The sequence below is a fragment of the Agreia sp. PsM10 genome, assembly GCF_030433855.1.
Lineage (GTDB): Bacteria > Actinomycetota > Actinomycetes > Actinomycetales > Microbacteriaceae > Agreia.
The window spans coordinates 21,471-36,104 of sequence record NZ_JARUXC010000010.1 but is presented as its reverse complement, the minus strand read 5'-3'; the positions used below and the strand labels follow the sequence as shown (position 1 = coordinate 36,104).

The window sequence follows — 14,634 nt, the reverse complement described above, 5'->3', positions numbered from 1 at the left end:
CCCGTCGTGCGCACAGAAACCGCAACTAAGGTCGCACCCATGCACTTCCTCCGCCCGAGACCCCTGATCGCCTCGGCGGTCGCGGCCCTGCTCGTGGCGGCGATCACCCATCTCGCGACGATGCTCTCGTTCTTCGTCGGCAACGATCCGCAGTCGATCGTGCTGCTCCAGATCAACAACTTCTTCGTGCCGTCGACTCTCGTGCTGCTCGTCCTGGTCTTCGTCTTCGCCCTCGCCACGCGCCTCTGGCGCTGGTACACGGCGGCCATCGCGGGTCTGGTGTCCGGCGCGATCGCGGCCGTCGTGGGCACGGGCATCCAGACGCTCGTGCAGGGCAACGCCCTCGACGGCCCGGTGATCGCCTACATTCTCAGCACACTGGGAAACATCAACCTGATCTTCGTTCTCACGGCGACCGTCGCCACCGCCACGCTGGGCCGCCGGGTCTACGGGGCACTGAGCCACTCGGAGGTGCCGCCGCGGAGCGTGGCCGGCACCGTTCTCGTGCGCAGGCCGTCCGACAACCTCGCCGAGGGCATCGTCACCCACCTGGAGCGCACCGAGGTCGACTCCGACCTCGCGGACACGCAATGGGAGTCGTATGTCGCCGCCCTGATCGGGGCGGGCTGGAAGCCGGTCGAAGTCGAGCGCGCGACCGACCTCGCCGACTCCGTCTTCGTCGAGGATTCCGTCGTGATGTTCGGGCGCCTCGCCGTGCTCGCGAGCCCGGCGGCGCCGACCCGGGTCGCCGAGATCGACGGGGTCGAGAAGAGCGTTCGCTCGCTCGGCCTCGACGTCACCCGCATCGTGCAGCCCGGCACCCTCGACGGCGGCGACGTGCTGAAGATCGAGAAGCGCGTCTACGTGGGCCGAGGCGGGCGCACGAACGCCGAGGGCATCCGGCAGCTCCGGCATATCCTGAGTCCGCTCGCTTACACCGTGATCGCCGTTCCGATCTCGAAGGTGCTGCACCTGAAGAGCGCGGTCACGGCCCTGCCCGACGGCACGGTCATCGGATATCCGCCGGTCGTCGACGATCCCAAGATCTTCGACCGCTTCCTCGCCGTGCCCGAGGAGGCCGGCGCACACGTCGTCATCCTCTCCGACGACACGGTGCTGATGTCGTCGGCGGCGCCGGAGTCGGCGCAGCTCATCGAGAGCCTGGGCTATCGGGTGATCGCCGTCGACATCTCGGAGTTCGAGAAGCTCGAGGCCTGCGTCACCTGCCTGTCGGTGCGGGTGCGCTGAACGCCTGGGGCGCGGCGCGTCGCCGATGGCGCGTTGCGTGTCGGTACGAGTCGGGAGTAGCCTAGAAGGCTGCCCGGTTCCGGGTGGAACTCCCGCCTTCTGTTCTCGAGGTCTTTCCGTGTCAACGCCCGCGCCCCCGTCCACCCTCGCCTCCCTCGGGAGGCTGTACCGCTACGCGAAGCCGGCCATGCCGCGCATTTACGTGGCGATCGTGGCATCCCTGCTGGCGAGTCTCGTGGCGCTGGCCATCCCGCAGGTGCTGCAGTGGCTCATCGACGGGCCGCTCACCGGCACCGACGTGTCGCTCGTGTGGTTCTCGGTCGGCCTCGTCCTGGCACTCGGAGTCGCGGAGGCCGGGCTCATCGCGCTGCGCCGCTGGCTCGTGCTGACTCCGGGAACGCACGTCGAGGCGCACATGCGCAACAGCCTGTACCGGCAGCTGCAGCGCCTGCCCGTCGCGTTCCACGACCGGTGGCCGAGCGGCCAGCTGCTGTCGCGCGCCATCGGCGACCTCAACCTCATCCGACGGTGGATGGCGTTCGGCTTCGTGATCCTCATCGTGAACACGCTCACGCTCGTGATCGGATTCATCATCCTGGTCTCGCTCAACTGGGTCCTCGGCTCGATCTTCGTCGTCGCCTCCATTCCCGTGCTCATCTACGGCTACGCGTTCGAGAAGCGCTATTCCACGGCCGCGCGCCGAGGACAGGACCAGCAGGGCGACCTGGCCACGGCCGTCGAGGAGAGCGTCCACGGCATCCGCGTTCTGAAGGCCTTCGGCCGCGGCTCGCACGCGCTCAAGCGCTTCGAGACGCAGGCGGAGCAGCTGCAGGGCACCGAGCTGGAGAAGGCGCGCGCCGTGGCCGGCATCTGGCTGTGGCTCCTCCTCGTGCCCGATGTCGCCTTCGCCGTGGCCCTCGTGGTGGGAGTCTGGCTGGCGCAGTCCGGCCAGTCGAGCGTGGGGGAGCTGGTGGCGTTCTTCGCGACCGGCACGGTGCTGCTGTTCCCGATCCAGTCGATGGGCTACTTCCTCGCCATGACGATCGACGCCAAGACCGCGACCAACAGGTTCTTCGAGGTCATGGACGAGGTCAACACCATCGTCGACCCGGCGACCCCGAAGACCATCGCCCGGCCCCGGGGAAGGCTCGTCTTCTCCGACGCGCACTTCCGCTACCAGGATTCGCCCGAGCGGTTCCCCGACCTGCTCGACGGCATCGACCTCGTGATCGAGCCGGGCGAGACCATGGCGCTCGTGGGCCTCACGGGCTCGGGCAAGACGACGCTGACCGCACTCCCGACGCGCCTCTACGACGTCACCGGCGGCTCCGTCTCGCTCGACGGTGTCGATGTGCGCGACCTCGCGCTCGACGAGCTGCGCACGCACATCGCCATGGCCTTCGAAGATGCCACCCTGTTCTCGGCGACGGTCCGCGAGAACGTGCTGCTGGGCCGACCGGATGCGACGGAGGCCGAGCTCGCCGAGGCGCTCGACGTGGCGCAGGCGCAGTTCGTCCACGACCTCCCGAACGGACTCGACACCCGGGTGGGCGAAGAGGGGCTGAGCCTGTCGGGAGGTCAACGACAGCGCCTGGCGCTCGCTCGCGCGGTCGCGGCGCGTCCATCGGTGCTGGTGCTCGACGACCCCTTGTCGGCCCTCGACGTGACGACCGAGCAGCGTGTCGAGGCGGCGCTCCGCCGTGTGCTCGCGTCCACCACGGCACTCATCGTGGCGCACCGCCCCTCGACCGTCTCGCTTGCCGATCGTGTGGCCTTGATGCAGGACGGCAGGATCACCGCGGTCGGCACGCACAGCGAGCTCATCGCGAACAACGACCACTACCGGTTCGTGATCTCCAGCCTCGACGACCAGGCGCAGAGCACATCCTCAGAACCCGCCGCAACGGAGATTCCCTCATGAGCAGCCAGTCCAGCGTCACCGGAACGAGCGGTGAGGAGCGCGACGACTTCTCGCGCGCCGAGAGCCGGCAGATCCGCGCCCGCAGCATCCGCCTTCTGGGGTCGCTGCTCGCGCCGTTGAAGGCGCGCCTGGTGCTCGGCATCGTCGTGATCGTCGTGTCGACGGCCGCCCAGGTGGCGGGGCCGGCCCTGATCGCCTTCGGCATCGACCGGGGCCTGCCCGCGTTGATGCAGAACGACTGGATGCCGCTGGCTCTCGCGGGTGGCGCGTATCTGGCGACGGGCATCGTGGGTGCGGCCCTGGTCGCCTGGTTCACGGTTCTCTCGGCACGCATCAGCCAGGCCGTGCTCCTCGACCTGCGTCGGCGCGTGTTCCTCCAGACGCAGCGGCTCAGCCTGGAGTTCCACGAGAGCTACACCTCGGGGCGCATCATCTCGCGCCAGACGAGCGACCTCGACTCGATCCGTGAACTGCTTGACTCCGGCATCAACAACCTCGTGCAGGGCGTGCTGTACATGGTCTTCGTCGGAGTGGCGCTGCTGCTCGTCGACCCGCTGAGCGCGGCCGTGCTGGTCGTCTCGCTGATTCCGCTCGCCATTCTCACGAGATGGTTCCAGCTCAGGTCGCAGCGCGTGTTCCGGCAGACGCGAACGGCCTCGGCGAATGTGATCGTCAAGTTCGTCGAGACCATGACGGGCATCCGCGCGGTCAAGGCGTTCCGCACCGAGAAGCGCAACGAGCGCGACTTCGGCGAACTCGTCGAGGACTACCGCCACGTGAACGCGAGGGTCATCAGCCTCTTCGGCATCTACAACCCCGGACTCGTGCTCATCGGCAACGTGACCGTCGCGGTCGTGCTGCTCGTGGGCGGTCTGCGTGTCTTCGACGGCCAGCTCGCCGTCGGTGCGCTGCTGGCGGTCGTGCTCTACACGCGTCGATTCTTCGACCCGATGGAGGACATGGCGATGTTCTACAACTCCTACCAGTCCGCGGCCGCCGCGCTCGAGAAGATCTCCGGCGTGCTCGAGGAGCGTCCGAGCGTTCCCGATCCGACGCGCCCGATCGACCTGTGGACCTCGAAGGGGCACGTGCGATTCTCCGACGTCGAATTCGCCTACGCCGGCGATCGGGTCATCCTCCCGACGTTCGACCTCGACATTCCCGCCGGACAGACCATCGCGCTGGTGGGGTCGACGGGAGCCGGCAAGTCCACGCTGGCGAAGCTGGTGTCGCGCTTCTACGACCCCACCACCGGCGAGGTGTCCCTCGACGACGTCGATCTGCGGGCCCTGCACCCGAAAGACCTGCGCAGGGCCATCGTGATGGTGACGCAGGAGGCCTACCTGTTCTCGGGCACGGTCGCCGACAACATCGCGATCGGCAAGCCCGAGGCGACCTTCGACGAGATCAGGGAGGCCGCGCGGGCCGTCGGCGCCGACGCTTTCATCCAGGGCCTGCCGAACGGCTATGAAACCGATGTGAACAAGCGGGGAGGGCGTGTCTCGGCGGGCCAGCGGCAGCTGATCTCGTTCGCGCGGGCGTTCCTGGCCGATCCGGCGGTGCTCATTCTCGACGAGGCCACGGCGTCGCTCGACATACCGAGCGAGCGACTCGTGCAGGACGCGCTGCAGACCCTGCTCGCCGACCGCACCGCGATCATCATCGCGCACAGGCTGTCGACCGTGGCGATCGCCGACAGGGTGCTCGTGATGGAGCACGGCCGCATCGTCGAGGACGGCACGCCCGTCGAGCTCATCGCGGGAACAGGACGTTTCGCGACCCTGCACGCCTCGTGGCGGGAGTCGCTCGCCTGATCGAGCGGGGGCCTACGGAGTCCAGGCGTAGATGGTCTGGCCCGCGACGTAGATGTGCCACGAGCCCGAGCAGGTGATCGCGGCATCCGTCGGGATGGACTCGGCCCACCAGGTGTCGTCGAGGGCCGGGCTGCTGGCGCTGGCGCACGCCTCGCCGATCGGCGCGGCGAGCGGAGCGGGGATGCTGTAGCCGAGGATCTTGGTGTCGTCGGCCGTGTCGGTCTTGATGCGGATCGTGGTGGCATCGGCCTGCACGAAGTCGGGCAGGGCGACGGTGCTCTTCGCTCCGGCCGCCTCGGGCTGGGTGGCGTAGATCGCACTCTCGATGGGCGGGTTGATCGCGTTCGCCAGGGTGCATCCGGAGAGGAGGGCGGTCATGGCGAGGATGGGGGCGGCAACAAGCAGGCGACGCTTCACTGCTGCTCCTTTTCGTTGGCTTACGGGGCTGTGTGCGGTGGTTCCGTCGGGATCCACCGTGCTACAGCGTAGTCGACGCGGTACCCCGGGCCTGTCGACGTGCGCACGAGTGGCGTGCCCTCGGCGACATAGTGTTCATGAGCCCGGGCCTCGTTTCCCGTCGGCGGATGTCCGCCGGCCCGCAGTACGCGCCACCAGGGGTGACCGGAACCCGACTGCCGCATGACCGTGCCGACGGCCCGGGAGGCTCGAGACCCGAGCATGGCGGCGACGTCGCCGTAGCTGAGCACCCTGCCGGGAGGGATCGAGTCGACGAGGTCGAGCACGTCGAGGGCGAATTCGTGGCCCGAGGAGGGCGAACCTGCCATCGAGCGAGGCTCAGAGCGAGAGGGCGGCGATGGTCTCGCCGTACTGCGTCTCTCCGATGCTCGAGAAGCCCAGGCGGTAGAAGAACGCCTCCGGTCCGTCTTCGCCCGGTTCGAACATCACGGTGATGCGGTCGTAGCCGCGCGAGCGGGCCTCGTCGGCCAGAGACAGCACGGCGAAGCGTCCGACGCCCCTGCCCTGCGCGGTGGCGGCCACGTTGATGCTCCAGATGCAGCCCTTGAACTCCTCGTGATCGCTCTCGGGATCGAAGTTGCCCTGGATGAACCCGACCACCTCGTCGTCGTCGAGAACCACGCGGGGCCATGCGGTGACGGGGTTGACGTAGGCCTCGGCGATGGAATGGGAGACGGGAGCCACGTACTGCTCTTGACCCGGTTTGAGCGTGAGCGAGTTCGCCGCCACGATGTTGCTCGCCGACAGCTCGACCAGTCTCAGTTCACCCATGGGCCAAGGCTAGCCCGCCGCGCTCGCCCCCGCCACTTTCATCTCCCCGAAGAGATATATATCTCGACGTCGAGATATATCGGCGAGCGGCTAAGCTGATGAACAGTCCGTCAAACACGCGAAGGAGTGGCCGTTGTCCAAGATCAAGGTTGAAGGAACCGTCGTCGAACTCGACGGAGACGAGATGACACGAATCATCTGGCAGGCGATCAAGGACACCCTGATCCACCCCTACCTCGACATCGATCTCGAGTACTACGACCTCGGCATCGAGAACCGCGACGCGACCGACGACCAGGTCACGATCGACGCGGCCCACGCCATCCAGAAGCACGGTGTCGGCGTGAAGTGCGCGACGATCACGCCCGACGAGGCCCGCGTCGAGGAATTCGGCCTCAAGAAGATGTGGAAGTCGCCGAACGGCACCATCCGCAACATCCTCGGCGGCGTCATCTTCCGCGAGCCCATCATCATCTCCAACATCCCCCGCCTGGTGCCCGGATGGAACAAGCCGATCATCATCGGCCGCCACGCGTTCGGCGACCAGTACCGCGCCACCGACTTCGTCTTCAAGGGCAAGGGCAAGCTCACGGTCGAGTTCACGCCCGAAGACGGCTCCGAGCCGATGAAGTTCGAGGTCTACGACGCTCCCGACGACGGCATCGCGCAGGTGCAGTACAACCAGGACGCATCGATCCGCGACTTCGCGCGGTCGAGCCTCAACTACGGCCTCAGCCGCAACTACCCCGTCTACCTCTCGACGAAGAACACCATCCTCAAGGCCTACGACGGTCGCTTCAAGGACATCTTCGAGGAGATCTTCCAGGCCGAGTTCAAAGAGAAGTTCGACGCCGCCGGCCTCACCTACGAGCACCGCCTCATCGACGACATGGTCGCCTCGGCCATGAAGTGGGAGGGTGGCTACGTGTGGGCCTGCAAGAACTACGACGGCGACGTGCAGAGCGACACCGTGGCCCAGGGCTTCGGCTCGCTGGGCCTGATGACGAGCGTGCTGAGCGTTCCGGACGGCTCGGTCGTCGAGGCCGAGGCCGCGCACGGCACGGTCACTCGGCACTACCGCATGCACCAGCAGGGCAAGCCCACGTCGACGAACCCGATCGCCTCGATCTACGCGTGGACCCGCGGCCTCTCGCACCGAGCCAAGCTCGACGACAACCCCGCCCTGGCGCAGTTCGCCGAGACCCTCGAAGACGTCGTCATCAAGAGCGTCGAAGCGGGGCACATGACGAAGGACCTCGCGCTGCTCGTGGGCCCGGAGCAGAAGTGGGAGACCACGGAGGAGTTCCTCGACACGCTCGACAAGAACCTCGCCGCGCGTCTGGCATAGTCCCGACATCGCGTCTCGACGGCGCCCCGCCTCCGAACATCGGAGGCGGGGCGCCGTTCTCATTGTTACGACCTCGTAAACACAGGGGCCCCTGACGAAGAACATCTTGTTCTTTGTTTGTTCGTAAGCTTTACTAACAAACATGACTGCATCGGAAGTGCAGCGAGGCTCTTCCCGTTCCGCGTCGGCGTACCCGCCGCGGGCGCACCAAGGTCTCGCTCAAGGCAGGGCCCTTCGGCCCAACGGCAAGATCGTTCCGGGCGACGCCCGGGGCCACAACCTCTCGCTCGTGCTCCAGACGCTCTACCGCTCGGGCACCCAGAGTCGCGCGGACATCGCCCGGGTGACCGGGCTCACCCGGGTGACTGTCTCGGCCCTGGTCGCGGAGCTCATGGCCGACGGCCTGGTGCTCGAACTGGGTCAGCGGGAGGACGCACGGCCGGGGAAGCCGGCCACCCTCATCGATCTGAACCGTGCCGGATTTCAGATCGTCGGCCTCGACCTGTCGGAGCACGCGGTCTTCCGCGGAGCCGTCCTCGACCTCGACGGGAACATCCTCGCGCGGGCGGAGGTCGCCCTCGAACACCGGGTCGGCGAGGCCGCGTTGGCCCTCGTCGTCGACCTCACCCGCCGACTCGTCTCGGCGTCGACAGCGCCCCTGCTCGGCATCGGAGTCGGCTCGCCCGGCGTCGTCGACCTGGGCGGCGTCGTGCTCACCGCGCCGAACCTGGGCTGGGTCGAGGTCGCCCTCCAGCAGACTCTCGCCGACGAGTTCGGGGTCGGCGTGATCGTGGCGAACGATGCGAACGCGGCCGTTCTGGCCGAGCACAGCTTCGGCGACGCCGACAGCGACGCGATGCTCGTGAAGGTCGGCCACGGTGTCGGCGCCGGTCTCCTGCTCGGCGGCACGCCCCTCTTCGGATCGCGCTTCGCCGCGGGCGAGATCGGTCACGTCGTCGTCGGCACCGATGGGGGAGCCACCTGCGTGTGCGGCAAGGTGGGGTGCCTCGAGACGTGGCTGAGCATCCCGAACCTCACGGCGAAACTGGCCGGCAGCGAGCCGGCCGATCGACACGCCGTGCTGGTCGAGGCCGGACAGCGCCTCGGCATCGCCCTGGCCCCGGTGGTCGGCGCACTCAACCTGAGCGAGATCATCCTCAGTGGCCCCACAGAACTTCTCGACGGTGTGCTCGCCCAGGCGACCGTCGAGACACTCCGCAGCAGGACGATGGCCGAGTTCCACGGCTTTCTCACGCTGCGGATGACCGCGCTCGGGCAGGACATCGTTCTGCGCGGCGCGGCCGTCATGGTTCTCTCCGACTCCCTCGGGGTGTCGTAGAGCGGCCCTGCACCACCCACGGCCCTCGGTGCCCACCGCAGGCCGCGCATTCACATCAGCCCTAGGAAAAGGACAAGACAATGAGGAAGAAGATACTCGCCGCCGTCGGCATCGGCATGGCGGCGGCTCTGGCGCTCTCCGGATGCTCCGGCTCGTCGAGCGGATCGGACGACGGCGCCGACATCCGCGTCTGGCTCGTCGGAACGGACACGCCCGACGAGGCCCGCGACTACCTGAAGACGACCTTCGAAGCGGAGAACCCGGGCTCGACGCTCACGATCGAGGAGCAGGCCTGGACCGGCCTCGTCGACAAGCTCACGACGAACCTCTCGGGCAGCGACAGCCCCGACGTGGTCGAGGTGGGCAACACGCAGGCGGCCGCATTCACCTCGGCGGGCGCCTTCCTCGACCTCAGCGACAAGTACGAGGAGCTCGGCGGCGACGACCTGCTCCCCGGGTTCGTCGAGGCGGGCTCGTACGACGGCAGCTTCTACGCCGCCCCGTACTACTCGGGCGCGCGGCTGGTCTTCTACAAGAAAGACCTGTACGCCGCGGCCGGCCTGAGCGTGCCGACCACCCTCGAGGAGTACGTGGCCAACGGCAAGGCGCTTGCGGCAGCCAACCCCGGCGTCTCGGGCATCTACTTCCCCGGCCAGGACTGGTACAACGCCCTTCCCTACATCTGGGAGGCCGGCGGAGACATCGCCGTGAAGGACGGCGACTCGTGGAAGGCCTCGCTGTCGAGCCCCGAGTCGATCGCGGGACTCGAGATGATCCAGGACGTGATGACCACCGCCTCGAGTGCTCCCAAGGACGGCAATGAGACGAGTCCCGAGGTGCCGTTCTGCGCCGGCGAGGTCGCGCAGCTCTCTGCTCCCAGCTGGGTCAAGTGGTCGATCCTCGCCCCGCTCGACGCCGAGGCGCCGGGCTGCCCCGACCAGGAGAGCAACCTGGGCGTGTTCGCTCTGCCGGGTGCCGACGGCGGCGCGGCGAAGGTTTTCGCCGGAGGATCGAATATCGCGGTGGCCGCCAAGAGCGCCCACCCGGAGCTCGCCACCGCCGCCCTCGAGATCATGCTGAGCGACGAGTACCAGACGATCCTCGGCAAGACCGGCCTCGTGCCGGCGAAGGTGTCGCTCGCCGACACCGTCGGGACCGACGAGGTCGCCCAGGCCATCGCATCCGCCGCGGCCAACGCGAAACTGACGCCCGCCAGCCCGAAGTGGGCCGACGTCGAGGCGGCCGGCGTTCTGCAGGACTTCTTCGTGAAGATCGGGCAGGGCGGAGACGTGACCGAGCTGGCGACCGAGGTCGACAAGAAGATCGACGACATCCTGGCCGGCTAGACGCCGCCGAGAACAGTGGTGGTGGTCGACGCGGCAACGTCGGCCACCACCAGCCCAATGCAGGTGATCGCCCTAGGAAAAGGGAAGCATCACAGCACCCTCCGATCGTAGTAGGAGCAGCACATATGTCGACCCACAGCCCGGCCCTCGAGGTCGCGCCCGGCGGGGCCGACGGATCGCGCCAGGTGGCGCCCGTCCCGCCAGAACCCCCGCGCCCCGTGCACAGACGAAGACGGTCTGCGCGGATGGCCCCGATGGTTCTCCTGATTCCCGCGTCGCTCGTTCTGATCGTGGTGATCGGGTACCCGCTGCTGCAGCTGGTGATCATGTCGTTCCAGGAGTTCGGCCGCGAGCAGGTCTTCGGCAAGCCGGCGCCGTTCGTCGGCCTCGACAACTACGTGCGGGTGCTCACCGACTCGCAGTTCTGGGCCGTGCTGGGGCGCAGCGTCGCGTTCGCCGCCGTGAACGTGGTGGTCACAATGCTGATCGGAACGCTCATCGCGCTTCTGCTGACCCGGCTGAACAAGGGGTTCAAGCTGCTGGTCTCGGTCGGGCTGCTGCTCGCGTGGGCCATGCCGGCGCTCACCGCCGTGATCGTGTGGGGGTGGATGTTCGACACGCAGTACGGCGTCGTGAACTACGTGCTGGGCATGATCACCGGGCAGGATCTGCACGGCAACTCGTGGCTCAGCAATCCGCTCAGCTTCTTCCTGGTGGCGACGATCATCATCACGTGGCAGTCGGTGCCCTTCGTCGCCTTCACGATCTACGCGGGGCTCACCCAGGTGCCCGACGAAGTGCTCGAAGCGGCCCAGCTCGACGGCGCGAACGGGCCGAAACGGTTCTTCCTGGTGACCTTCCCCTACCTCAGGTCGATCTTCCTCGTTGTCACGGTGCTGCAGGTGATCTGGGATCTGAGGGTGTTCACCCAGATCTACGCCCTGCAGGGCATCGGGGGAATCCGCGAGCAGACGTCGACCCTGGGCGTGTACATCTACCAGACCTCGCTCGGCACGGGCGACTACGGCGCCGGCGGGGCCATCGCCGTGATCATGGTGGTCATCATGATGGCCATCTCCCTGTACTACGTGCGCCAGAGCATCAAGGACGAAGAACTGTGACCCGCAAGCGCCTCGACAGCCTCCTCCTCGGAACCGCCGCTGTCATCGTCTTCGTCTTCTCGGTCTTCCCTGTCTACTGGATGATCAACACCTCCCTGCAGCCCAACAACCAGATCCGCACGGTGGTGCCCAACTTCGTGCCCGCGAACTTCACGCTGCGCAACTACGAGACGGTGCTCTTCGACACCACGAGATCCGACTTCATGCCGGCACTCGGCAACTCGCTGATGGTGACCATCTCCACCGTGGCGATCGCCCTCGTCTTCGCGTTCCTGGCGTCGCTCGCGGTCACCCGGTTCCGGTTCCGCAGCCGCAAGGGATTCATCCTGGCGATCCTCATCATCCAGATGATCCCGGCCGAGGCCATGATCGTGTCGACCTATCGGGTGCTCGACAGCTGGAGCCTGCTCAACACCATCGCGGGCCTGACCCTCGTCTACGTCGCGACCGTGCTTCCGTTCACCATCTGGACCCTGCGCGGCTTCGTCAACGGCATTCCGATCGACCTCGAGGAGGCGGCGATGATCGACGGATGCTCGCGCACGGGCGCGTTCTGGAAGATCACCTTCCCGCTCCTCGCGCCCGGCCTCGTCGCCACCGGCGTCTTCGGCTTCATCCAGGCGTGGAACGAGTTCCTGCTCGCCCTCGTCGTGAACTCCCGGCCGGAGATGATGACGCTGCCCGTGTGGCTGCGCACGTTCCAGGTCGCGACCGGAACAACCAACTGGGCGGCCATAATGGCGGGCTCGACGCTGATGGCGATTCCCGTCGTGATCTTCTTCCTCGTCGTGCAGGGCCGCATGACGGGCGGACTCGTCAGCGGGGCGGTGAAAGGATGATGCGCCACGAGATCCTGGGCACGCTCCTTCCCGGATTCGCCGGCACCGACCTGCCCGACTGGCTGCGCGCACTGCTGGCCGACGGCCTCGCGGGCGTGTGCCTGTTCGGCGAGAACGTCTCCTCGCGCGACCAGCTCCGTCGGCTGACCGACGACATCCGATCGGCGAACCCGACCGCGCTCATCGCCATCGACGAGGAGGGAGGGGATGTGACGCGCCTCTATGCCGACACCGGGTCGCCGTTCGCGGGCAACGCTCTGCTGGGCCGCATCGACGACGTCGAGCTCACCCGATCGGTGGGCGAGAGGGTCGGCGCAGAGCTCCGCGCCGTGGGCGTCAACCTCGACTTCGCCCCGGATGTCGACATCAACTCGAACCCGGACAATCCGGTCATCGGGGTGCGCAGCTTCGGCGCCGCGGCCGACCTCGTGTCGAGGCACGGCGCCGCGTGGACGCGGGGACTGCAGTCCCAGGGCGTCGCCGCCAGCATCAAGCACTTCCCCGGTCACGGGGACACGAGCCAGGATTCGCACCTCGCCCTTCCCGTGATCGACGTGTCGCTCGAAGAACTGCGTGCGCGGGAGCTGGAGCCGTTCCGAGCGGCGATCGCAGCGGGAGCGGCGACGGTCATGACGAGCCACATCCTGCTTCCCCGAATCGATGCGCAGAACCCGGCGACCTTCTCGGTGACGATCCTCGACGGCATTCTGCGCCGGGAGCTGGGCTTCTCGGGCGTGGTCGTCTCGGACGCGCTCGACATGGCCGGGGCGAGCGCCCGGACAGGGATCCCCGTCGCGGCGTCGCGCGCCATCCAGGCCGGGTGCGACCTGCTCTGCATCGGCACGAGGAACAGCGCCGCACAACTGGAGCAGATCGTCGCCGGCATGATCGAGGCCGTCGATCGGGGCGAGCTCGACGAGCGCCGGCTCTCGGATGCCGCGGGCCGGGTCCGCGATCTCGCCGGCTCGGTCGTCGTGGCGCCGGATGCCTCCGGGCCCGTCCCCGACGCTCCTCTCGCACATCCCGCGCTCGCACATCCTCCACTCGCCGACGCGTTCGACGTCTCGGCGTCGGCGGAACGCTTCCTGGCCACGTCGACGCACGCCCTCGTGCTTCGGATCGAGACGGAGGCGAACATCGCCGTCGGCGACTCTCCCTGGGGCCCGTTCGGCTCCGACGAGGTCGTCGACGCGGTGAGCATCGACGCCGACGGGACGGCGGCCGTTCACGGGCTCGACCCGGATCGGCCGATCATCGTGATCGGCCGTGACAACCACCGCCGCCCCTGGGTCGTCGACCTGGTCGACGGGCTGCGCCGGCGACACGCATCCGTGCTCGTCGTCGACATGGGCTGGCCCGGCGACGATCGGGGTTACGCCGACATCGCGACCTTCGGCGGATCTCGCCTCGTGAGCGCAGCCCTCGCCGATATGCTCGAGCGCGCCACCGCACCACTGAACGGAGAGACCCGATGAGGCTCGGACTAGACATCGGCGGCACCAAGACGGACGCCGTGGCCATCGACGAGCGGGGCGACATCGTGGCCCGCCTGCGCATGCCGACGGGGTTCGGGGGCGACGCCGTCGTCGACACGGCCGTCTCGGCGCTCGAGCAGCTGGGGCAGCTCACCGCCACCCCGCTGCCGGCGTTCTCGAGCATCGGCATCGGCATCCCCGGCACGGTCGACACGGCGGGGGGCATCGTGTCGCACGCGGTCAACCTGGGCGTCGACGAACTCGCCCTTGCGCGAGACCTCAGGCTTCGGCTGGGCGTCGACGTGCAGGTCGAGAACGACGTCAAGGCCGCCGCGCTCGGGGCATTCCGGCTGCTGTTCCCGCCGCAGGGCGACGGCGGCGATCGACACTCCATGGCCTACCTGAACCTGGGCACCGGCCTCGCGGCCGGTCTCGTGCTGGGAGGCGAGCTGTGGCGGGGGTCGCGGGGCACCGCGGGTGAGATCGGACACATCCCGGTCGACCCGACGGGCGCCCTCTGCCCGTGCGGCCAGCGCGGATGCCTCGAGACGGTGGCATCCGGATCGGCGATCGCCCGCCAGTGGCCGAGCGACGACGCCCTGCCCGTGCTCTCCCTGCTCGCCGCCGCCAGGGCCGGCGACCCGGGCGCCATCGCCATCCATCGCTCGCTCGTCGAGAATGTCGCCGCGGCCGTGCGCATCCTGGTTCTCACCGTCGACGTCGAGGCCGTCGTGATCGGGGGAGGGCTCAGCCACCTCGGCGACCCCCTGCTCGACGACATCCGCGCCGTGCTCGGGGGCTGGGCACTCGATTCGCCGTTCCTCGCCTCGCTCGAGCTGCCCGGCCGCGTGCAGTTCGTGCCCGATGATTTTCCTGTCGCGGCAGTCGGGGCCGCCCTGGTCGGACGTCCGCTCGCGCTCGCCGAGGAGGTGTGA

General features: G+C 68.0%; 13 protein-coding genes. 10 read left to right on the top strand and 3 right to left on the bottom strand.

Annotated elements, in window-relative coordinates:
- The first annotated feature begins 6 nt into the window (after positions 1-6).
- From ddaH to QCD70_RS13050, 3 genes are all read left to right on the top strand, one after another.
- Entirely contained in the window at positions 7-1,248 is a 1,242-nt protein-coding gene (ddaH, locus tag QCD70_RS13060; RefSeq protein WP_301216923.1) for a dimethylargininase, read from the top strand.
- Between the two features lie 187 nt (positions 1,249-1,435).
- Positions 1,436-3,169 carry an ABC transporter ATP-binding protein gene (locus QCD70_RS13055; RefSeq protein WP_301216921.1) on the top strand — a complete coding sequence of 578 codons (1,734 nt, stop codon included), beginning with the start codon at positions 1,436-1,438 and terminating at the stop codon, positions 3,167-3,169.
- On the top strand, positions 3,166-4,983 hold the full coding sequence (locus tag QCD70_RS13050; protein ID WP_301216919.1) for an ABC transporter ATP-binding protein: 1,818 nt from the start codon (positions 3,166-3,168) through the stop codon (positions 4,981-4,983). Before QCD70_RS13055 ends, QCD70_RS13050 begins: the two co-directional genes overlap by 4 nt.
- A 12-nt stretch (positions 4,984-4,995) precedes the next feature.
- Here QCD70_RS13050 and QCD70_RS13045 read toward each other — a convergent pair whose 3' ends face one another.
- The 3 genes from QCD70_RS13045 to QCD70_RS13035 are packed head-to-tail and all read right to left on the bottom strand — an operon-like array spanning position 4,996 to position 6,231.
- On the bottom strand, positions 4,996-5,400 hold the full coding sequence (locus QCD70_RS13045; protein ID WP_301216917.1) for a hypothetical protein: 405 nt from the start codon (positions 5,398-5,400) through the stop codon (positions 4,996-4,998).
- Positions 5,401-5,420: 20 nt separating this feature from the next.
- Positions 5,421-5,768, bottom strand: coding sequence for an MGMT family protein (locus QCD70_RS13040; RefSeq protein ID WP_301216914.1), 348 nt, complete (start codon positions 5,766-5,768; stop codon positions 5,421-5,423).
- 10 nt (positions 5,769-5,778) lie between these two features.
- Positions 5,779-6,231: a GNAT family N-acetyltransferase gene (locus tag QCD70_RS13035; protein ID WP_055927287.1), complete on the bottom strand. Its 453-nt coding sequence runs from the start codon at positions 6,229-6,231 to the stop codon at positions 5,779-5,781.
- A gap of 133 nt (positions 6,232-6,364) precedes the next feature.
- Between QCD70_RS13035 and QCD70_RS13030 the strand changes: the two genes are divergently transcribed.
- From QCD70_RS13030 to QCD70_RS13000, 7 genes are all read left to right on the top strand, one after another.
- Entirely contained in the window at positions 6,365-7,579 is a 1,215-nt protein-coding gene (locus QCD70_RS13030; RefSeq protein WP_055944531.1) for an NADP-dependent isocitrate dehydrogenase, read from the top strand.
- A 142-nt stretch (positions 7,580-7,721) separates the two neighbouring features.
- Positions 7,722-8,918, top strand: coding sequence for an ROK family transcriptional regulator (locus QCD70_RS13025; RefSeq protein ID WP_301216908.1), 1,197 nt, complete (start codon positions 7,722-7,724; stop codon positions 8,916-8,918).
- Positions 8,919-8,998: 80 nt separating this feature from the next.
- On the top strand, positions 8,999-10,264 hold the full coding sequence (locus QCD70_RS13020; protein ID WP_301216906.1) for an extracellular solute-binding protein: 1,266 nt from the start codon (positions 8,999-9,001) through the stop codon (positions 10,262-10,264).
- A gap of 125 nt (positions 10,265-10,389) precedes the next feature.
- A complete protein-coding gene (locus tag QCD70_RS13015; protein WP_301216903.1) occupies positions 10,390-11,385 on the top strand; it encodes a carbohydrate ABC transporter permease in 996 nt (331 codons plus the stop codon).
- Positions 11,382-12,224 carry a carbohydrate ABC transporter permease gene (locus QCD70_RS13010; RefSeq protein ID WP_301216901.1) on the top strand — a complete coding sequence of 281 codons (843 nt, stop codon included), beginning with the start codon at positions 11,382-11,384 and terminating at the stop codon, positions 12,222-12,224. Before QCD70_RS13015 ends, QCD70_RS13010 begins: the two co-directional genes overlap by 4 nt.
- Positions 12,221-13,699 (top strand): beta-N-acetylhexosaminidase, encoded by a 1,479-nt coding sequence (gene nagZ / locus QCD70_RS13005; protein WP_301216899.1) that lies wholly within the window; start codon positions 12,221-12,223, stop codon positions 13,697-13,699. Before QCD70_RS13010 ends, nagZ begins: the two co-directional genes overlap by 4 nt.
- Entirely contained in the window at positions 13,696-14,634 is a 939-nt protein-coding gene (locus tag QCD70_RS13000; RefSeq protein ID WP_301216897.1) for an ROK family protein, read from the top strand. Before nagZ ends, QCD70_RS13000 begins: the two co-directional genes overlap by 4 nt.